This window comes from Brachybacterium saurashtrense (genome assembly GCF_003355475.1).
GTDB classification, from domain to species: Bacteria; Actinomycetota; Actinomycetes; order Actinomycetales; family Dermabacteraceae; genus Brachybacterium; species Brachybacterium saurashtrense.
The window spans coordinates 640,985-660,547 of the sequence record NZ_CP031356.1 but is presented as its reverse complement, the minus strand read 5'-3'; the positions used below and the strand labels follow the sequence as shown (position 1 = coordinate 660,547).

Sequence of the window (19,563 nt, the reverse complement as noted above, 5' to 3'; positions counted from 1 at the left end):
CTCAGTCCCTCTCCTCGCCCCCGCCCGTCGGCTCGCCGGCCAGCATCTGCGCGATCCGCTCGCGCGAGGGGTGGCGGCGCACCTCGTGGGTGACCCCGTCGGCCACGAAGTGGAAGGCGGTGCGGATGCGCCCCAGCGGCAGCCCGGTGCGCTCGTGCCAGGCCAGGCGGTACAGCGACAGCTGCAGCGCGCGCTCGCGCAGCCGTGCCGGCGGCGGCACCCGGCCGGTCTTCCAGTCCACGATGAGCACTCCCTCGCCGCCGTCGCCCCCGTCGGGGTCGGAGAACACCGCGTCGATCACGCCCCGCACCGCAATCCCGCCCACCCGGGTGCGGACCTCCTGCTCCACCGCGAGCGGGGAGCGGGCCGCCCACTCGGAGGCGAGGAACGCCTCGCGCAGCGCGCGCTGGTCGGCGACGCCCTCCTCCTCCGGTCCCTCGTCGAGGAGGTCCTCGAGGTCCAGCAGGGCGGCGTTGTCGTAGCGGGACTCCAGCCAGGCGTGGAAGGCGGTACCGCGGGCGGCCGCCGGTGAGGGACGGCGCGGCAGGGGGCGCAGCAGGTCCAGCGCCGCGGCCTGCGGGGAGCGGGCCTGCTGCACCATCTGGGAGGCGGAGAGCCGGGGCGGGGAGTGGACGACGGGCGCGGCCGCCTGCTGCGCGAGATCCGCGACGGCGCGGCGCACCAGCTCGGCGAGCGCGGGATCCGCGAGATCCTCCTCGGCCCCGGCGACCTCGCTCAGCAGGGCGGCGGCGCGGGCCCGGGCCTGCTCCGCCTGCCCGGGGGCGGGCGGCCACTGCGCCTGCGGGCGCTCGCTCTCCAGCGGGTTCTGCGCGGGCACCTCCTGCGCGCTGCGGAACCGCTCCGGGACCAGGTCGGTGACCTCCGCGAGGTAGCGGGAGCGCGGCCGCGGGGCGCTGAGCGCGCCGCGCCACGCAGCGGAGGTGAGCAGCAGGCGCCGACGGGCCCTGGTCACCGCCACGTACATCAGGCGGCGGTCCTCACGCAGGGACTCCTCCCCCTGCGCGAGGCGGAACTCGCCGATCAGCGCCTCGGCGTCCACCTGCGTGTCCGCCTCCGCCCAGGCCAGCTCCGGGAGGGTGTCGGCGTCGCCGCGCAGGGCGGTGGGCACCGCGGCGCCGGCCAGCGGGCCCAGCCAGCCGTCGGCCGGGACCCGCACCCGCCCCGCCTCGTCGGTGCGGGCCCGGCGCAGGTCGTAGGAGGGGACGGTGCCCTCGGTGAGACCCGCCACGGCCACCAGGTCCCACTCCAGGCCCTTCGCCGAGTGCATGGTCACGATCGTCACCGCGGCGGGATCGTGCGCCGCCTCCGGGGCGGCGGTGACCGCGAGGCCCGCCTCCTCGTCCTCGCTGATCTCGAGCAGGTCCAGCCAGGCGCCCAGACCGCCGCGGCGGGCGGTGCGGTCGAAGGCGGCGGCGTGGTCGCGGAACGCCTCGAGATCGGCGAGCGCGCGGGAGTCCGGCTCCGCCTCCAGCAGGGCGAGGTCCACGTCGAGCAGACGGGTGGCGGCGGTGACGAGATCCGGCAGCGGCAGCGGCAGAAGGCGCCGCATCTCGCGGAGGATCTGCTGCACCTGCAGCAGTCGCCGGCGCCCTGTCTCCGAAAGCGCACGCCCGGAGGGGTCGGTCCAGTCCGCGGGCGGGAGGTCGTCGACCGCGTCGACCAGCGACACGGACTCCGCCTCGTCCTGGTCGCCGGGGGCCGCGTCCTCGCGGCGCAGCCGGGAGCCCAGCCGGTCCCGCCAGCGGCCCAGCACCGCCAGGTCCCGTGCGCCGAGCCGCACCCGGGGGCCGGTGAGCAGCCGCATCAGCGCGTCGCCACGGCCGGGGTCGTGGGCGCTCTCGAGCAGGGCCCGGACGTCGGCCACCTCGGGGCGGTGCAGCAGACCGCCCAGGCCCACCACGGCGACCTCGAGGCCGCAGGCCTCCAGCCCCTCCACCAGCGCCGGGATCTGGCGGCGGGCGCGCACCAGCACCGCGGCGGAGGCGGGCTCCTCCTGCGCGTCCTGCGCCGCGCGGCGCTCCAGGATCCAGCGCCCGATCCCGTGCGCCTCCGCGCGCTCGTCGGCCGCCTCGAGGATCTCGCAGGCGCCCTCCCCCGCGCCGGGCCGGGGCCGCAGCTCGGGGATCCGCACCCCGGAGCCGTCGCCGCGCAGCGGGGCCGCGAGACGGTTCGCGACCGCGAGCACCGCCTCGTCGTTGCGCCAGGAGGTGGACAGGGTGCGCTGCAGGACGGGCTGCTCGTCGGTCGCGAAGGCGTCGGCGAAGCCGGCCAGCGAGGCGGCCGACGCGCCCCGCCAGCCGTAGATCGCCTGCTGCGGGTCACCGACGGCGCAGGCGGCGTGGCCGGGGCCGAAGAGGTCCGTGAGCATCTGCAGCTGTGCGACGGAGGTGTCCTGGAACTCGTCCAGCAGCACCACGGGGTGCATCCGCCGGGCCAGGGCGCCCGCGGCCGGCACCTCCCGCGCGACGCGGGCGGCGAGCGCGACCTGGTCGGCGAAGTCGAGGGCGGAGTCCGCGGTGCGGATCGCGGCGAACCGCTCCAGCAGCGGCAGCAGCGCCAGGCGGGACTCGAGCGCCCCGAGCACCTTGGCGACCTCCTTGGGGGTGGTGCGGCGCCGCCCCTCGACCTGCAGCGGGATCCCGGCGAGGTGGTCGTGGATCTCGCGCAGGTGCCCCTGCAGCCGGGCCGGGGTGACCAGGTGGTCGGCGAGGGAAGAGGTGAGCGAGAGCAGCGCCGCGGTGAGCGTGGCCGGGGAGGCCTCGAGATCCAGCGAGTCGTCCCAGCCCTCCACGATCTCGTGGGCGAGCTGCCACGAGGCGGAGGTGGACATCATCGTCAGCTCCGGGTCGATGCCGACGGCGAGCGCGTGCTCGCGCACCAGGTCCAGGGCGAAGCCGTTGTATGTGTGGACCACGGGGCGCTGGCCCACCAGGTCGTCGCCGCCGCGGGCGAGGCCCGGCGGCAGCGCCAGCCCCTCGGCGCGCAGGGCGGCGGCGAGGGTCTCGAGCCGGGCGCCGATCCGTTCGGCGAGCTCGTGCGCGGCCTTGCGGGTGAAGGTCAGGCCCAGCACCTGGCGCGGCTCGACGATGCCGTTGGCGATCAGCCACACCACCCGGGAGGCCATGGTCTCGGTCTTGCCGGAGCCGGCGCCGGCCACCACCAGCATCGGGGCCAGCGGCGCCTCGATCACCGCGGTCTGCTCCGCGGTGGGCGGGGGCTGCTCGAGCAGGGCCGCGAGGCGCGCGGCGCTGTGGGTCGCGCCGTCGGGGCGAGGGGTCGGGGTCGCGGTCACAGCTGGTCTCCCTCGGGCTGGAGCGGGCAGCTGCTGCGCACGGCGCAGCGGCTGCAGTGGGCGTTGACCCGGGCGGTCACCGCGGCGCCGGAGACCTCGCGGGAGACCTGCTGGACGAGGTCGTCGAACCAGGCCGGGTCCTCGGCCCGGTCCAGAGCGGTCTGGGTGCGCACCGCCGCCTTCCGCCCGCCGGTGCCCACGTACAGCAGCTGAGCGCCGTTCAGCCGCTCCGGCGCGTCCTCGCCGAGCTGCTCGGCGAGGGCGCCCTCGCGCACGGCGGCCTGGTAGGCGGCGAGCTGGAGGTCCTCCTCGGCCTTCGCGGCGCTCTTGGCGGCCCGTCCCGTCTTGAGGTCCACCACGCGCAGACCGGTGGCGTCCCCCTCGATGCGGTCGATGCTGCCGCGCAGCCGCACGCGGCCCAGCTCCACCTCGAACGGCGCCTCGACGGCGAGAGGCTCGGCGGCCTGGCGCAGATGCGCGGCCAGCAGCTGAGCGGCGTCCTCGGCGCGGCGCACCCGTCGCCTGCCGGACCAGGTCTCGGTGCCGGGCACGGCGCGCAGCAGGCCGTGCAGCGCGGCCAGCAGGTCCTCCCCCTCTTCCGGTCCGCGGGGATGGACCTGGGCGAGGTGGTGCAGGGCGGTGCCGATGAGCTGGGCGGGGCCCCCGCTGCGGGTGCCGCCGGCGCGTTCCATCAGCCAGGACTGCGGGCAGTCCACGGCGCGCTCGAGCGCGGAGGGCGAGAGCCGGATCGGCGTCTCCTCGTCGTGCAGCGGGCCCGTGGAGCTGGGCTCCTGGTGGTACCAGTGCGCGGGATCGGTGCCCGGCGCCCCGGCCCGGCCCAGGGCCTCCAGGGCGAGGGCCGCGTCCCGCGCCTGCTGCGGGTCCTCGGTGCGCAGCCGGCGCCGCAGCGCCGCCACCAGGCGGCGGGCGTCGGGAGCGGGTCCGGGGTCGGCGCGCAGCGTCTCCGGGTCGATCCAGGGGTCGGGGTCCTTCGCCGCGAGGTCGGCGAGCGCGTCGAACAGCGCGGAGGGCTCGCTGCTCTCGTCGCGCACCGCCGTGACCAGCACGCGACGGCGGGCGCGGGCGAGCGCGGCGACGGCGAGGCGCAGCTCGTCGGCGAGCACCTGCTCGCGCTGGAGGGCGCGCACCGCCTCCGCCGCCCGGGGGATCTCCGCGCCTGGGCGCGCTCCGGCGTGCAGGGACAGCTCCGCGGCGCCGAACAGGGTGGAGCGCAGGCGGAGGTCCGGCCAGGCCCCCTCCTGCACCCGGGCCAGCACCACGGTGTCGCGGTGCTCGCCGGCGAGCTGGGCGGGGGTGAGCACCTCGAGGCGTCCGCGCGCCGCGGCGGCCGGGGCGAGGGTGTCCTCCACCACGGAGCGTGCACGCACCTGCTCCACGAGGTCCAGCGCCCCCGCCCCGGGCCGACGGTCGGTGAGGCGCTCGGCGGCGGCGAACAGCTCCAGCAGGGCGTCCAGCCGGGAAGCGGCCATCCGCGCCCGGGCGCCGTCCACGTCCCCGGCGGCGCCGAGGGCGGCGCGCCGCCACCCCTCGGCCAGGCCCGCGGCGTCCCAGGCGTGCCAGAGCACCTGCTGGGCGTCCTGGTCCCGATGGGCGCGCACCGCACGGATCATGTCCCGCAGCCGGTGCACGGGGGCGGCGGCGCGGTCGCGGGCGTCCGCCGCGGGCAGGCCGGCCGGCTCCTCCTCCACCAGTGCGCGGGCCAGCAGCTCCTCGCTGGTGGCGTCGGCGTCGGGATGCGCGGCGCGGTGGGCGCCGAGCAGCAGGCGCCGGATGCGGCGCAGGCGCAGGGCGTCGGCGTCCCCGAACGGGCCGCGCAGCAGCTCGACGGCGCGGCGCGGAGCCAGCGGCGCCTCCGGCGGGGCCAGCCCGATCTCGAGCACGCTCAGGAGGTCCGCGATCGCGGGGACGTCCCGCAGGGGCTGGGGCCGGTGGGGGACCCGCACCGGCACGCCGGTGCGGGAGAGGAGGTCGGCGAGGTCGGCCACGGCGGCGCCGGAGCGGGCCACCACGGCCATCTCGTCGTAGGGAACGCCCTCGCGATGGTGCAGGTCCCGCAGGGCGGAGCCGATCAGCCGCGCCTCGTCCAGCGGGTCCTGGGCCTGCAGCGCCACCAGCGCGCCGGGGGCGGCGGCCCGGGGCCGACGGACGAGAGCGGGCGAGCCCGCCAGCGGCAGGCGTGCCCGCAGCGCATCGACGGCGGCGGTGAGCCCCTCGACCTGGGCATGGGTCCCGTCCAGCACGCTCTCCCCGACGGGGCGCGGGAGCAGGGCGCGCAGGCGCTCCCCGGCGTCGGGCAGCGCGCCGCGGAAGGTGTCCACCGCAGCGTCCGGGCAGGTCAGCACCAGCACCCGCGCCCCCGTCCGGGCGAGGGCGGCGACCAGGTCGATGCCGGCGGCGGTGAGGTCCTGGGCGTCGTCGACCACCACGACGCGGAACGGCGGCGGGGCCTGGGCGGCGCCGAGCAGCCGGGCGGCGCGGCGCACCAGGGCGCCGGAGTCCAGGCGCGGCCCCGCGTCCAGCGCCGCGGAGGCCTCGAGATCGAGGACTCCCAGGTAGTCGCGCTGCAGCGCGGCGGCGTCCCGCCAGGCGGGCCGGCCGTGCGCGAGGCCGAGCGCCTCGAGATCCGCCGGGGCGATCCCGAGCTCGCCGGCGCGGGTGAGGAGGTCCCGCAGCTCGGTGCGGAACCCGGGCAGGGAACGGGCGCCGGGATCGACCTCGAGGTGCCATCGCTCGCGCTGGGCGATCAGCTCCGCCAGCAGCGCGTCCTGCTCGGCGCCGGTGACCAGGGTGGGCTCGCCGAGGCCGCGGTGCACGGCATCGGCGCGCACCAGGGCGTGGGCGAGGGCCGGCGGGGTCATCGCGCGCACCGCCCCGGAGCCGTGGACGGCGAGCGCGTCGCGGAGCCTCCCCGCGGCGGCGCGGCGCGGCGCCAGCAGCACGGCGCCCTCGCCGGAGAGCTCCGCGGCGGTCAGCGCGAGGGCGGTGCGCCCGCTGCCCGGTGCGCCGTGCACGAGCGCGTCCCCGCCGGCGAGGACCCGGTCCAGCACCTCGCGCTGGCCGGGATCGAGCTCCTCGGCGGCCAGGAGGGGCGGCAGCGCGTCGAGATCCGGGCCGAGCAGGCTGATGCCCGCACCCGTGAGCATCCCCGTCCGTCGCATGCCCCCATTCCACCCCACCGGGGAGACGGACGGGGCGGCCGGCGCGCACCCCGCACGGCGGTAGAGTGTCCGGGATCACGAGGAGTCCCTCGTGTGCCCCAGGGAGTGCTCCGGGCGTCGTCGTCGGGATCGGAGGTCCGCGCCATGTCCACGTCGTCCCCCACCAGGCTGCCGCGTGCGCAGCGCCGCGCCCAGCTGCTGGAGCTCGCCACCCGGGTGTTCACGCGGCAGGGCTTCCAGGGCACCTCGATGGACGACATCGCCACCGCGGCGGGGGTCACCAAGCCGGTGCTCTACCAGCACTTCGACTCCAAGGAGTCGCTGTACGTCGAGGTGCTGGACATCATCGCCGAGTCGATGATCCTCGAGGTGCGGGCGATCGGGGAGCACGGCGGCACCACCGTCCAGCGGGTGCGGGACGGCCTGCACCGCTTCTACGAGTTCGTGGCGCTGGAGAACTCGCTGCGCCTGTTCACGGGCCACGAGGTGATCTCCGAGGACGTCCAGCAGCGGGTGGTGGAGGTGCTTGACCGGATGGCGATCGAGCTGGCCGGCGTGCTCACCGCCTCCCGCCGCATCGGCACCGAGGAGTCGCGGGTGCTGGGCCGCGGGATCATCGCGATCACGCAGACCACCGCGCAGCTGCTGCAGGGCACGACCGAGGAGGCCCAGCGCGAGCGCATCCTCGACACCATGACCACCGCCGTGGTGCACGGGCTGACGGGCTTCGCCCCGCTGGAGAACCCCCGGATCGCCGGCGTGGTGCTGGGAGCGGACGACGCCGAGGGCACCACCGCGGACGCGTAGACTCCCTCCCGCACAGCATCGAACGTCCCCGCCCCGGGCGGAGAAGAGGTCAGGTCATGGAGATCCGTATCGGCATCCAGCACTCCCCGCGCGAGATCGTGATCGAGTCGGAGGAGGGGGCCGACGCCCTGATCGAGAAGCTCACCGGCGCGATGGCCGACGGCACCCCGGTCACCCTCGTGGACGACAAGGGACGCACCGTGCTCATCCCCGGCGCGAAGGTCGCCTACGCCGAGGTCTCCACCGAGGAGCCGCGACGCGTGGGCTTCCTCGGCTGAGGTCCCGGTGACCTCGCACGAGGCCGACCCGACGCCCGATCCCCGCCCCGCGGACGAGGGATCGGGCGCGGCCGCGAGCCCGCCGGAGGAGCGTGACGAGACCCCGGTGCACCGTCGCCGGCGGCGCCGTCGGCGCGAGCGTCTGCTGCACGTCACCACCACCACGGTGGTGGCGGTGCTGGGCGGGATCGTGGGCCTCCTGCTGGTGCCGGCGACCTCGGTGGAGGTGGGGCCGCTCACCGCGAGCGTGCACCTGCGCCCCTCGCTGACCTCCGAGACCGTGCTGCTGCTGCCCCCGGTGGGCGAGGTCAGCTTCGACTCCCACACCGCGCCGGTGCGGATCGAGGCCCGGGTGCGCGGTGTCGACATCGACAAGGCCGAGGCCCTGTTCTACGCGGACTCGGGCTTCGCCGAGCTGCAGCGCTCCGCGCCGGAGACCCTCGCCGCGGCGGCCGCGAAGAACGCGGCGATGAACGCCCTGTTCGGCGCCGTCGGCGCCGGCCTCGCGGTGGGGATGACGTTCCGCCGGGTGCGCCGAGCGGTGCTCGCCGGCGGCAGCGCGGTCGCCGTGGTGGGCGCCTCGGCGGCGGCGACTTCGGTGACCTTCTCCCCCGCTTCCCTGGACCAGCCGCGGTTCGAGGGACTCCTCTCGCAGGCCGCGTACGTCGCCGATCTGGGCCATGACACCGCGATCGACTACCAGAGCTACCGCGACACCCTCGCGGAGTTCGTGGGCCAGGTCTCCGCGCTGTACATCGCCGCGGACTCGCTGCCGGTGGGACTGGACCAGGAGAACGTGATCACGATCCTGCACGTGTCCGACATCCACGACAATCCGCAGGCCTACGACGTCATCGAGCAGCTCCACACCCAGTTCGCGATCGACGCCGTCATCGACACCGGCGACATCGTCTCCTGGGGAACCCCGGTGGAGAACGAGCTGCTGAACACCATCGGCACGCTCGGCGTGCCCTACGTGTACATCAGCGGCAACCACGACGGCGCCGCCGCCGCAGCGACGATCGAGGCGCAGCCCAACGCCACCGTGGTGGACAACCAGGTGGTGGAGGTCTCCGGTCTGGAGGTCGCCGGAATCGGAGACCCCCGCTTCGCGGCGGACGACGACTCCGACGCCGGCGGCTGGCGCGAGGGCGACGAGGCCGTGATCGCCAGCGCCTTCCAGCTGGGAGACACCATCGAGTCCTACGACGCGGAGAATCCCGAGGACCCGGTGGACCTGGCGCTCATCCACGACCCCACCAAGCCCGAGGGCCTGCTGGGCCGCGCCCCGCTGGTGCTCTCCGGCCACATGCACACCTCGAACGTGGAGCTGGACAGGGACGGCTCGGGCACGGACTGGCTGACCGTCGGCTCCACCGGCGGCGCCCTCGCCTCCGGCGGGGTGCAGCCCGTGCTGCGCGGCGAGGACCCGCTGGACCTCACCGCCCGGATGCTCTACTTCGACCGGGAGACGGAGCGGCTGGTCGCCTACGACGACATCACGATGGGCGGCCTGGGCCTGGTCTCCGTGTCGATCCAGCGCACCCAGATGCCGCTGGAGCACCCGGAGCTGGAGATCCCCGAGGACGCCGAGACCCCGGAGGGCACGGTGCCGCCGGAGCAGGAGGTGGAGCCGGGCGAGGGCCTGCCGGACGAGGACCGCGTCACCCCCACCGATCCGGTGAGCCCGCTGCCGGAGGTGAGCGACGGCGGCGGCGAGAGCGGCGCCGGCGACGAGGGCGAGGGGCAGGGCGGCGAGGGATAGTCCGCGCACATCCCCGCCGCCCGCGCACCCTCGGGGGCTACCATGGCCATGCACATCCATGACCAGAGAGTTGAACGGTGCCTGAAACCATCCCGCACACCGATGAGGCCGTGTCGGCCTCCCCCGCCGTCGAGCAGAGCTCCGGCACCCCCGACCCGCAGAAGACCTTCGCCGACTTCGACGTCCGCGCCGACATCGTCGAGGCGCTCGCCGCCAAGGGCATCACCACGCCCTTCCCGATCCAGGCCCTGACCCTGCCGGTGGCCCTCCGCGGCCGCGACATCATCGGCCAGGCCAAGACCGGCACCGGCAAGACCCTCGGATTCGGCATCCCGCTGCTGCAGAACTCCGTCGCCCCCGGCGAGCCGAACCCGCAGGACCGCCCGATCGGGAGGCCGCAGGCGCTCGTCGTGCTGCCCACCCGCGAGCTCGCGGTGCAGGTGGCGCACGATCTCGAGACCGCCTCGGCGAAGCGCCCGATCCGCATCCTCACCGTCTACGGCGGCCGCGCCTACGAGCCGCAGATCGAGGCGCTCGAGAAGGGCGTCGAGGTGGTGGTGGGCACGCCGGGCCGTCTCATCGACCTGATGCGCCAGAAGCACCTGGACCTCTCCCAGGTGCGCACCGCGGTGCTCGACGAGGCCGACGAGATGCTCGACCTGGGCTTCCTCGAGGACATCGAGAAGCTGCTGCAGGCGGTGCCCACGAACCGGCAGACGATGCTGTTCTCGGCCACGATGCCCGGCCCGATCATGGCGCTCGCGCGCCGGTTCATGCTGCAGCCCACCCACATCCGCGCCCACGACCCCGGCGACGAGGCCCGCACCAAGGCGGACATCAAGCAGGTGGTCTACCGCGCTCACCAGCTCGACAAGATCGAGGTGATGGCCCGGGTGCTGCAGGCCCGAGGCCGCGGCCTGTCCATCATCTTCATGCGCACCAAGCGCCAGGCGGACCGGGTGGCCGGCGATCTCGCGGACCGCGGATTCGCCGCCGCCCCGCTGCACGGCGATCTGGGACAGGGGGCGCGTGAGCAGGCGCTGCGCGCCTTCCGCAACGGCAAGATCGACGTGCTGGTGGCGACCGACGTCGCCGCCCGCGGCATCGACGTCACCGACGTCACCCACGTCGTGAACTGGAACTGCCCCGACGACGACAAGACCTACCTCCACCGCACCGGCCGCACCGGCCGCGCGGGCAAGAAGGGCACCGCGATCACGTTCGTGGACTGGGAGGACCTCGCGCGCTGGGGCCTGATCGCCCGGCAGCTGGGACTGGAGTCGACCGAGGCCGTGGAGACCTACTCCACCTCCGACCACCTGTTCACCGATCTCGACATCCCCACCGACGCCAAGGGCACACTGCCGAAGGACCGGCGCACGCGGGAGGGCCTGGACGCGGAGGAGATCGAGGATCTCGGCGGTCCCGACGCGGCCGGTCGGGCCCCGCGCGGCGAGGGCCGCGGCGGGCGCGAGAGCGGCCGGGGCGGCCGCGACCGCGGCGGGCGCGGCGAGGGCCGTTCCCGCGGTGCGCGTCGCGGCGGCGGGGAGGCGCGCGGCGAGAGCGACGGCGGGCCGCGCGAGGACGCCCCCGCGCGGGACGAGGCGGGCGGCGAGTCCTCCGAGCGTCCGCGTCGCCAGCGCTCCCGCTCGCGCACCCGCCGGGTGCACGGCGAGGTCGTCGGCGGCGACGGCGCAGGCGGCGAGGCGCCGTCGAACGGCCCCGGGGACGAGGGCGACTCCTCCGAGTCGGGCGGCGGCTCCTCGAACCGTCGGCGGCGTTCACGCGGCGGCCGTGGTCGCAGCCGCAGTCGTGGCGGCTCCTCGAACGGCGGCTCCTCACACGGCGGCTCCGAGGGCTGAGCCCTCCCCGCCCTCCGCGCGCCGGGCCTCGACGACTTCGCGTCGTCGGGGCCCGGCGCCGTCGGAGCGGGTCGCGGGAGCCGCGGTGCTCCCGTGCCGCCGCCGGAGGCGCGTCCAGCGCGGAGCTCAGGGGCGGAGCACGGAGGTTCCGCTGGTGGCGCGGCGTTCGATCTCCGCGAGCACCTCGAGCGCGGTGAGGTGCTCGCCCAGCCGGTTGGGCTTGCCCGTGCCGTGGAAGTCGCTGCCGCCGGTGACCAGCAGGTCGTGCCGTGCGGCGAAGGCGCCGAGCCGCTCCCGTTCGGCGTCGTCGTGCTCTCGGTGGTGCACCTCCACACCGTCCAGCCCGGCCTCCACGAGCTCCTCGAGCAGCTCCACCGGCAGGTCGTCGTCGCGGGTGACGGAGCCGGGGTGCGCGATCACGGAGACGCCGCCGGCCTCCCGGATCGCGGCCACCGCCTCGAGCGGCGAGGGCGCGTAGTAGGGCACGTAGTAGGGACCCGTCGGGCGCAGTATCTCGGTGAACGCCGTGGACCGGTCCGGCACCACCCCCGCGGCGACGAGGGCGTCGGCGATGTGGGGCCGTCCGATCACCGTCTCCTCCCCCGCCACCTGCGCGAGCACGTCCTCCCAGCAGACCGGGTGGTCCTCCCCGATCAGCGCGACCATGCGCCGGGCGCGCTCGATGCGGGAGGAGCGCGCCTCGGCCATCTCGGCGGCCAGGTCGGTGTGCCCGGACGGGTCCACCAGCAGGGCCAGCAGGTGCACGCTGCGGTGCCCCTGCTCGCAGGAGACCTCGATGCCGGGCACGGCCGCGACGCCGCTGGCGGCGACCGCGGCGGGCAGCTGCGGCCAGCCCTCCACGGTGTCGTGGTCGGTGAGCGCCAGCACGTCCAACCCGGCCGCGCGCGCCTGCGCGAACAGTTCCGGGACGGAGGTGGTGCCGTCCGAGCAGGTGCTGTGCGAGTGCAGGTCGATGCGCTGCGTCGCCGGGGAGTCTGACCTCTCACTCATGCTCCCAGGGTAGACCGGGCCGTGAGAACATCGTGGGGTGAGCACCGAGAACACCGAGACCAGCACCGACGGCACCACCAACGGCGAGCGGATGAAGGACCTCGCCTCCCGGGGGGACTCCCGCTCGCAGCGCCCCAGCAGCGAGGCGTTCCGGGCGTTCATCTCCTCCGGCTGGGACGAGACGGTGCCGGACGCCGAACGCCGCGAGGCGGCCGATCACACGCCCGCACGCCGCGACGCCCTGGTGGGCCGCCTGCCGGCGACCCGGATGGTGCTGCCCGCGGGCGTGCTCAAGGTGCGCTCGAACGACACCGACTACCCCTTCCGCCCCGACTCCGCCTTCGCGTACTACGCGGGGCTGGGCACCGACGAGGAGCCCGACAGCGTGCTCGTCGTCGAGCCGTCCGCGGAGGACCCGGCCCGCGCCGAGGCGACCTACTTCTTCCGGCCCCGCGCCGGCTTCGACACCAGCGAGTTCTACGCCGATTCCCGCTACGGCGAGATGTGGGTGGGGCGTCGCCCCACCGTGGCCGAGGCCTCCCAGCGGCTCGGCATCGAGGTGCGACACATCGACGAGCTGCGCGACCACCTCGCCAAGGACGTCGGCGCCCAGCTGTCGCTGACGGTGATGCCCGAGGTCGATGCGGGCGTGGAGGCGATGGTCGCCGAGATCCGGGAGCAGAACGGCCTGCCCGACGGGGAGGACGCCGCCGCGGAGCGCGCCGCCCTCAAGGAGGCCGCCAGCGAGGCCCGCCTGGTCAAGGACGAGTACGAGATCCGCCAGATGCGCCAGGCGGTCGACGCGACCCTGCGCGGCTTCGAGGACGTGATCCGCAGCCTCCCCCGGGCCGTGGGCCATCCGCGCGGGGAGCGCGTGATCGAGGGCGCCTTCGCCGCGACCGCGCGCGCCGACGGCAACGGCGTGGGCTACGACACCATCGCCGCGGCGGGCGACCACGCCTGCACCCTGCACTGGACCCGCAACGACGGTGCGGTGCGCCCCGACGAGCTGGTGCTGGTGGACGCCGGCGTGGAGATCGACTCGCTGTACACCGCGGACGTCACCCGCACCCTGCCGGTCTCCGGCACCTTCTCCCCCGTGCAGCGCCGGGTGTACGACGCCGTGCTGGAGGCCGCCGACGCCTCCTTCGCGGTGGCCCGCCCGGGGCTGCGCTTCCGCGACCTGCACACCGCGGCGATGGAGGTGCTGGCCGCGCGCCTGGAGGAGTGGGGGCTGCTGCCGGGCACCGCCGCGGAGTCCCTGGCTCCCGAGGGGCAGTGGCACCGGCGCTGGATGCCGCACGGCACCAGCCATCACCTGGGCATGGACGTGCACGACTGCGCCCAGGCGCGGCGCGAGATGTACCTCGACGCCGAGCTGGTGCCGGGGATGGTGTTCACCATCGAGCCGGGCCTGTACTTCAAGGAGAACGACCTGCTGGTGCCCGAGGAGCTGCGCGGCATCGGCGTGCGCATCGAGGACGACGTGCTGGTCACCGCCGACGGGGTCGAGAACCTCTCCGCCGCCGCGCCGCGGCGTGCCGAGGACGTCGAGGCCTGGATCGCCGAGATGCAGCGGTGAGCACCGCCGCGCAGCCCCGCTTCTACGCGGCGCGACTGGCCGGCACCAGCGTCTTCGATCCGATCGGGGACATGGTGGCGACGGTGCGCGACGTGGTGGTGGTGCCCTCCAGCCGCACCAGCGCCCGGGCCGTGGGCCTGGTGGTGGAGGTGGGCGCCAAGCGGCGCGTGTTCCTGCCGATCACGCGGGTCACCTCCATCTCCCCCGGCCAGGTGATCTCCACCGGGGTGCTGAACGTGCGCCGCTTCGAGAAGCGCACCGGCGAGCTGCTGGTGATCGGCGATCTGCTGGACCGGGTGGTGACGCTGCAGGACGGCACCGGCGAGGCGACGGTGCTGGACATCGCGCTGGATCAGAACCGCCACCGCGACTGGGAGGTCTCGCGCCTGCACCTGCGGCGCCGTCGCGGCAGCTCGCTGAGCCGGCTCGTCTCCCGCGGCCAGACCCTCACCGTCGAGCTCTCCGAGGTGGCGGGGCTGTACGGCAGCCAGGCGGAGCAGTCCGCGCACCTGCTGGCCGCCTCCTACCAGGACCTCAACCCGGCCGATCTCGCCGAGATCATCCAGGAGCTGGAGCCCAAGCGACGGATCGAGCTCGCCGGGGAGCTGGCCGACGAGCGGCTCGCGGACGTGCTCGAGGAGCTGCCGGAGGACATCCGGGTCGAGGTGGTCACCGGGCTGGACGCCAAGCGCGCCGCGGACATCCTCGACGCGATGGATCCCGACGACGCCGCGGACCTGGTCCAGGAGCTGCCGGACGCCGTCGCCTCCCAGCTGCTGAACCTGATGGAGCCGGAGGAGGCGGAGGACGTGCGCCGCCTGCTGGCGTACGACGAGTACACCGCCGGCGGCATGATGACCACCGAGCCGCTGGTCGTGGCGCCGGAGACCCCGGTGGCGCACTGCCTGGCGATGATCAGCCGGGAGGCGATCCACGCCGCGCTCGCCTCCACGGTGCACGTGTGCCGCTCGCCGCTGGAGACCCCCACCGGGAAGCTGCTGGGCATCGTCCACTTCCAGCAGCTCCTGCGGGAGCGCCCGGACCGGCCCGTCGGCGAGATCATCGACCAGGACAAGGTGGCCGTGGATCCCCGTGCACCGCTGTCCACGGTGACCCGCGAGATGGCGACCTACAACCTCGTCTCCATCCCGGTGGTGGACGACGACGGCCGCCTGCTGGGCGCCGTGACCGTGGACGACGTGCTCGACCACGTGCTGCCCGATGACTGGCGCGAGCAGGACGAGCCGCCGCCGACCACCGGACAGATCGATCTCTCGGAGATCGCCCGCGCCACCGCGCGCAGCGGCGAGGAGGACGACCGCACGGACCGCACGAAGGGGGACTGAGCATGGCCGAGCACACTCCCGGGCCGCTCGACGACCCCTCGCCGCGCCGGGGCCAGCTGCTGCGCAACCCCCTGCGCGGCGACGCCTTCGGCCGCGCCGCCGAGGGCTTCGCGCGCATGATGGGCACCCCCGCCTTCCTGGTGGGGATGACGCTGTTCTGCGCCGTGTGGCTCACCTGGAACTCGCTCGCCCCGGAATCGGCGCAGTTCGATCCGCGCGCGCTGAACTTCACCCTGCTCACCCTGATCCTCTCGCTGCAGGCCTCCTACGCCGCGCCGCTGCTGCTGCTGGCGCAGAACCGCCAGGACGACCGCGACCGGGTCCAGGCCGAGCAGGACCGCCAGTCCAACGAGCGCAACCACGCCACCACCGACTTCATCACCCGTGAGATCGCCTCGCTGCGGCTGGCCCTGAACGACGTCGCCACCCGCGACTTCGTGCGCGGCGAGCTGCGCGACCTCCTCGAGGAGCTCGAGGAGGAGTCGCCGCGGCCCGGCGTCGATCCGGAGGCGCTGCGCGCCGTGCTCCGCGAGGAGGTCGAGGCGGCCCTGGACCGCCGCACCGCCGAGACGCCCACCACCCCCGCCCCCGAGAAGGAGCAGCACCCCAAGTGACCAGTTCGACGCCTCCCGAGGACGACCGCGTCGCCCGCATCCACGACGCCCTCTCCGGCGTGATGGATCCCGAGATCCACCGCCCCCTCACCGAGCTCGGCATGGTCGACTCGGTGGAGGTCGATGCCGACGGCACCGCCCGGGTGCAGGTGCTGGTGACGATCGAGGGCTGCCCGATGCGGGACCGGATCGAACGGGAGACGGCAGAGGCGACGGCCACCGTGCCCGGCCTGTCGCGGGTGGAGGTCTCCACCCGCGCGATGAGCGAGGAGCAGCGCCGGGAGCTCACCACCCGCCTGCGCCAGGGCCGGCGCCAGATCCCCTTCAACCAGCCGGGCTCCCTCACCCGCATCTTCGCGATCTCCTCCGGGAAAGGCGGGGTGGGCAAGTCCACCGTCACCGCGAACCTCGCCGCCGCGATGGCGGCCGACGGACTGCGGGTGGGCGTGATCGACGCGGACATCCACGGCTTCTCGATGCCGGGCATGTTCGGCATCGACGATCAGCCCACCAAGGTCTCGGACCTGCTGATGCCGCCCGAGGCGCACGGCGTCGCGGTGATGAGCATCGGCATGTTCGTCCCCGAGGGGCAGGCGGTGGTGTGGCGCGGCCCCAAGATGCACCGCGCCATCGAGCAGTTCGCCTCGGACGTGTTCTGGGGAGACCTCGACGTGCTGCTGCTGGACCTCCCGCCCGGCACCGGCGATGTCGCGATCTCCGTGGCGCAGCTGCTGCCGAGCGCGCAGATGGTGGTCGTCACCACCCCGCAGCAGTCCGCCTCCGGGGTGGCCGAGCGGGTCGGATCGCTCTCCACCTCCACGGAGCAGGAGATCGCGGGCGTGGTCGAGAACATGGCCGGGCTCACCCTGCCGGACGGCTCGGTGATGGACGTGTTCGGCACCGGCGGCGGCGACCGGGTGGCGCAGGCGCTCGGCCGGTCCGTCGGCCACGACGTGCCGGTGCTCGGCCGGGTGGGTCTCGATCCCGCCCTGCGCGAGGGCGCCGATCAGGGGGTGCCGCTGGTGGTCTCCCGGCCCGACTCCCCCACCGCGCTCGCGCTGCGGGGCATCGCCCGCTCCCTGGTGCGCAAGCCCCGCGGGCTGGGCGGGATGAAGCTGCCGCTGACGGTCACGCGGCACTGACGCCCACGCGGCGCCGCCGCTCCCCCGGCGACGGGACCGGGCGGTGGCGCGCCGACGGGCCCGGCGGTCTCGGGGACGGGCGGTCTCGCGCCGAACGGTCCGGGCGGTCTCGGAGTCGGTCTCAGGTGGCCTCGTCGTCGAAGGGGGCGCGCTGCGGGCCCTTGTCCTTGCCGGCCGCGCCCTTCTTCCCCTTCGTCGCGGTGGCGGCGGCACCGGCCGCCGCGCCGCCGGCGGCGACGCCCAGCGCCTCCTTGCTGGGCACCAGGTCCTCGAGGTCGGTGTCCCCCCAGGCCTCGCGGATGATGCGGCGCGGATCGTACTGGCGCGGATCGTACTTCTTGAGGTCCTCGATGGCGATGCCCATCTCGTCCTCGACGGTGGTGCGGGAGTCGTCCACCCAGCGGCGCGCCTGGCGCACCCAGCGCACCAGCTGCCGGGTGACGTCCGGGAGCCGCTGCGGGCCCACGACCACCAGGAAGATGATGAGCAGGACGACGAGCTCCCAGCCGCCGAGGCCGAAGAATCCAGTGCCGCCCATTGTCCACCTGTGTGTCTCGAGATCCGCTGACGCGCTGACATTATTGCATCGCACGGGCGGTGGGGCTCACAGGAGCGGGCGCTGTCGTAGGATCGCCAGATCGCACGATGGACGGAGAGATCGCCAGATCACGCCATGAACGGAGAGGATGCACGGATGCCGTCGGGAAAGGTGGCCGGCTGGGCCCACGGTGAGGAGTTCCTCGACGAGGCGACCCTCTTCGCCGACGACGGGGTGCTCGCGCGCGCCCGGGAGCGCGGCAGCGAGCTCGGCGCCACCCCGGTGCTGCCCGGTGCCGGCGCGCTGATGCGCGTGCTGGCCGCGTCCGTGCGTGCCCGCTCCGCGGTGGAGATCGGAACCGGCAGCGGGGTGGGCTCGCTCTACCTGCTCTCGGGCATGCATCCCGACGGGGTGCTCACCACGATCGATCCGGAGGTGGAGAACCAGCGGGCGGCCCGCGAGGCCTTCGCGGAGGCGGGGATCCGCACCCCAAGGGTGCGCACCATCGCCGGGCGCCCGCGCGATGTGGTGGGCCGGCTCACGGACCACGCCTACGACCTGGTGAGCTTCCCCGCGCACGCCCCGCACTCCCTGGACCTGCTCGAGCACGCCCGCCGCCTGCTGCGCCCCGGCGGGGTGCTGGTGATCCCGCACGCCCTGTTCCACGACCGGGTGCCAGACCCGACCGCACGGGACGCCACCACGCAGTCCGTGCGCGCCCTGCTGCGGGCCGTCTCCGAGGCGGAGGATCTCGTCGCCGTGCTCACCGGCAGCGGCGACGGCGTGCTCGCGGCCGTGCTGCGCCCCTGACGGCGGCCCTCCCCGTCGGCTCTCGTCGGCCCGCTGCCCGCCGCGTCGGCCCGTGGCCCGCACCGTCGACCCGCCCGGACGGATCGCCGCGGGAACGACAGCGGCCCCGCACCGAGCGGTGCGGGGCCGACGCCGAGGCTGGTGACGTGCTAGCCGATGACGCCCTCGAGGGCCTCGTGAAGCTCAGCCGCCTCCGACGCGGCGATCTCGACGACCAGGCGGCCTCCCCCTTCGAGCGGGACGCGCATGATGATGCTGCGACCCTCCTCCACGACCTCGAGCGGACCGTCACCGGTGCGCGGCTTCATAGCAGCCATCGTGCCTCCTTGATGAGTCACTGCCCTGGCGTGGCCCCCCGGACGGGGCCACGGACAATGCGCGTACGGTGGCCATTATCTCAGGTCTCGGGACCTGCGCGCACGTCGGGGCCTCCGGCGGCGTGCTGGGAGGTCCAGCCCGCCGCCGAGCCGCCCGGTCGCGACCCCCACCATCGCCACCGCCACCACCAGGGCGAGCAGCAGCAGGAGCAGCACCATCGGGCTCGCCGCGGTCATGACGCGGCCGGCCCCCTCGTCGCCGCCTCGCGCAGCACCTCCAGCGCCTCCTCGGCGGTGTCCACCACGCGCAGCAGGTCGATGTCCGCGGGGCTGACCATCCCGCCCTCGACCACGGTGCCGCGCAGCCAGTCCAGCAGGCCCTGCCAGTACTCGCGCCCCACCAGCACCACGGGGAACAGGTCGATCTTGTGGGTCTGCATCAGGCAGAGCGCCTCGAACAGCTCGTCGAAGGTGCCGAAGCCGCCGGGCATCACCACGAAGCCGCTGGAGTACTTCACGAACATCGTCTTGCGCGCGAAGAAGTAGCGGAAGTCCACCCCGAGGTCGACATACTCGTTCATCCCCTGCTCGTGGGGCAGCTCGATGCCCAGCCCCACGGACACCCCGCCGGCCTCCTGCGCGCCGCGGTTGCCGGCCTCCATGATCCCGGGCCCGCCGCCGGTGATCACCGCGTACCCCATCTCCACCACGCCCTGCGCGATCCGGACGGCGCAGTCGTAGTAGGGGCTGTCCTCGCGCAGCCGGGCGGAGCCGAACAGCGAGATCGCCGGGCCCAGCTCGGCGAGCGCGCCGAAGCCCTCGACGAACTCCGCCTGGATCCGCAGCACCCGCCACGGGTCCGCGTGCACCCAGTCCGCCGGGCCGTCCTCCTCCAGCAGGCGCTGGTCCGTGGTGCGGGCGGGCCGCTGCGCGCCGCGCAGCGTGATCGGCCCCTTGCGGTGACGCTCTCGATCCTCGTGAGTCATCCTGCGAGCGTAG

The 19,563-nt window shown here is 74.9% G+C and carries 15 protein-coding genes; 9 read left to right on the top strand and 6 right to left on the bottom strand.

From position 1 onward, the window contains the following. Position 1: 1 nt before the first annotated feature. Positions 2–3,313, bottom strand: coding sequence for an ATP-dependent helicase (locus tag DWV08_RS02980; RefSeq protein ID WP_115412443.1), 3,312 nt, complete (start codon positions 3,311–3,313; stop codon positions 2–4). Continuing rightward, positions 3,310–6,492, bottom strand: a complete 3,183-nt coding sequence (locus tag DWV08_RS02975) for a PD-(D/E)XK nuclease family protein (RefSeq protein ID WP_115412442.1) — start codon at positions 6,490–6,492, stop codon at positions 3,310–3,312. Before DWV08_RS02975 ends, DWV08_RS02980 begins: the two co-directional genes overlap by 4 nt. A gap of 144 nt (positions 6,493–6,636) precedes the next feature. Between DWV08_RS02975 and DWV08_RS02970 the strand changes: the two genes are divergently transcribed. The 4 genes from DWV08_RS02970 to DWV08_RS02955 all read left to right on the top strand — a co-directional run bounded on the left by DWV08_RS02970 (position 6,637) and on the right by DWV08_RS02955 (position 11,204). Then, positions 6,637–7,299 carry a TetR/AcrR family transcriptional regulator gene (locus DWV08_RS02970; RefSeq protein WP_115412441.1) on the top strand — a complete coding sequence of 221 codons (663 nt, stop codon included), beginning with the start codon at positions 6,637–6,639 and terminating at the stop codon, positions 7,297–7,299. Between the two features lie 56 nt (positions 7,300–7,355). Then, complete coding sequence (locus tag DWV08_RS02965; RefSeq protein WP_115412440.1) at positions 7,356–7,577, top strand: DUF3107 domain-containing protein; 222 nt, start codon at positions 7,356–7,358, stop codon at positions 7,575–7,577. A 7-nt stretch (positions 7,578–7,584) separates the two neighbouring features. Beyond that, positions 7,585–9,342 carry a metallophosphoesterase family protein gene (locus DWV08_RS02960; RefSeq protein WP_241237302.1) on the top strand — a complete coding sequence of 586 codons (1,758 nt, stop codon included), beginning with the start codon at positions 7,585–7,587 and terminating at the stop codon, positions 9,340–9,342. 77 nt (positions 9,343–9,419) lie between these two features. Beyond that, complete coding sequence (locus tag DWV08_RS02955) at positions 9,420–11,204, top strand: DEAD/DEAH box helicase (protein ID WP_115412439.1); 1,785 nt, start codon at positions 9,420–9,422, stop codon at positions 11,202–11,204. A gap of 126 nt (positions 11,205–11,330) precedes the next feature. Here DWV08_RS02955 and DWV08_RS02950 read toward each other — a convergent pair whose 3' ends face one another. After that, positions 11,331–12,215, bottom strand: coding sequence for a PHP domain-containing protein (locus DWV08_RS02950; RefSeq protein WP_115412438.1), 885 nt, complete (start codon positions 12,213–12,215; stop codon positions 11,331–11,333). Positions 12,216–12,252: 37 nt separating this feature from the next. Here DWV08_RS02950 and DWV08_RS02945 point away from each other — a divergent pair, with 37 nt between their 5' ends. The 4 genes from DWV08_RS02945 (at position 12,253) to DWV08_RS02930 (ending at position 16,899) form a co-directional block, all read left to right on the top strand. Next, on the top strand, positions 12,253–13,797 hold the full coding sequence (locus DWV08_RS02945; protein WP_115412437.1) for an aminopeptidase P family protein: 1,545 nt from the start codon (positions 12,253–12,255) through the stop codon (positions 13,795–13,797). Next, positions 13,794–15,143 (top strand): magnesium transporter MgtE N-terminal domain-containing protein, encoded by a 1,350-nt coding sequence (locus DWV08_RS02940; RefSeq protein ID WP_241237301.1) that lies wholly within the window; start codon positions 13,794–13,796, stop codon positions 15,141–15,143. The genes DWV08_RS02945 and DWV08_RS02940 overlap by 4 nt, the downstream gene beginning before the upstream one ends. Before the next feature lie 2 nt (positions 15,144–15,145). Then, positions 15,146–15,757: a DUF1003 domain-containing protein gene (locus tag DWV08_RS02935; RefSeq protein ID WP_115412436.1), complete on the top strand. Its 612-nt coding sequence runs from the start codon at positions 15,146–15,148 to the stop codon at positions 15,755–15,757. 62 nt (positions 15,758–15,819) lie between these two features. Continuing rightward, positions 15,820–16,899: a P-loop NTPase gene (locus DWV08_RS02930; protein ID WP_420897510.1), complete on the top strand. Its 1,080-nt coding sequence runs from the start codon at positions 15,820–15,822 to the stop codon at positions 16,897–16,899. Positions 16,900–17,020: 121 nt separating this feature from the next. Here the strand turns inward: DWV08_RS02930 and tatB are convergent, their stop codons facing one another. Further along, the gene (tatB, locus tag DWV08_RS02925; RefSeq protein WP_115412434.1) at positions 17,021–17,437 is read right to left on the bottom strand and encodes a Sec-independent protein translocase protein TatB; all 417 of its coding nucleotides are present in this window, start codon (positions 17,435–17,437) and stop codon (positions 17,021–17,023) included. Between the two features lie 156 nt (positions 17,438–17,593). On the opposite strand from tatB, the gene DWV08_RS02920 reads away from it, so the two are divergent. Beyond that, positions 17,594–18,247, top strand: coding sequence for an O-methyltransferase (locus DWV08_RS02920; RefSeq protein WP_115412433.1), 654 nt, complete (start codon positions 17,594–17,596; stop codon positions 18,245–18,247). Positions 18,248–18,396: 149 nt separating this feature from the next. Here the strand turns inward: DWV08_RS02920 and DWV08_RS02915 are convergent, their stop codons facing one another. Together DWV08_RS02915 and DWV08_RS02905 are read right to left on the bottom strand one after the other, a co-directional pair. Continuing rightward, entirely contained in the window at positions 18,397–18,564 is a 168-nt protein-coding gene (locus DWV08_RS02915; RefSeq protein WP_115412432.1) for a DUF3117 domain-containing protein, read from the bottom strand. A gap of 233 nt (positions 18,565–18,797) precedes the next feature. Continuing rightward, entirely contained in the window at positions 18,798–19,550 is a 753-nt protein-coding gene (locus tag DWV08_RS02905) for an LOG family protein (protein ID WP_115412430.1), read from the bottom strand. Between the last annotated feature and the right edge of the window lie 13 nt (positions 19,551–19,563).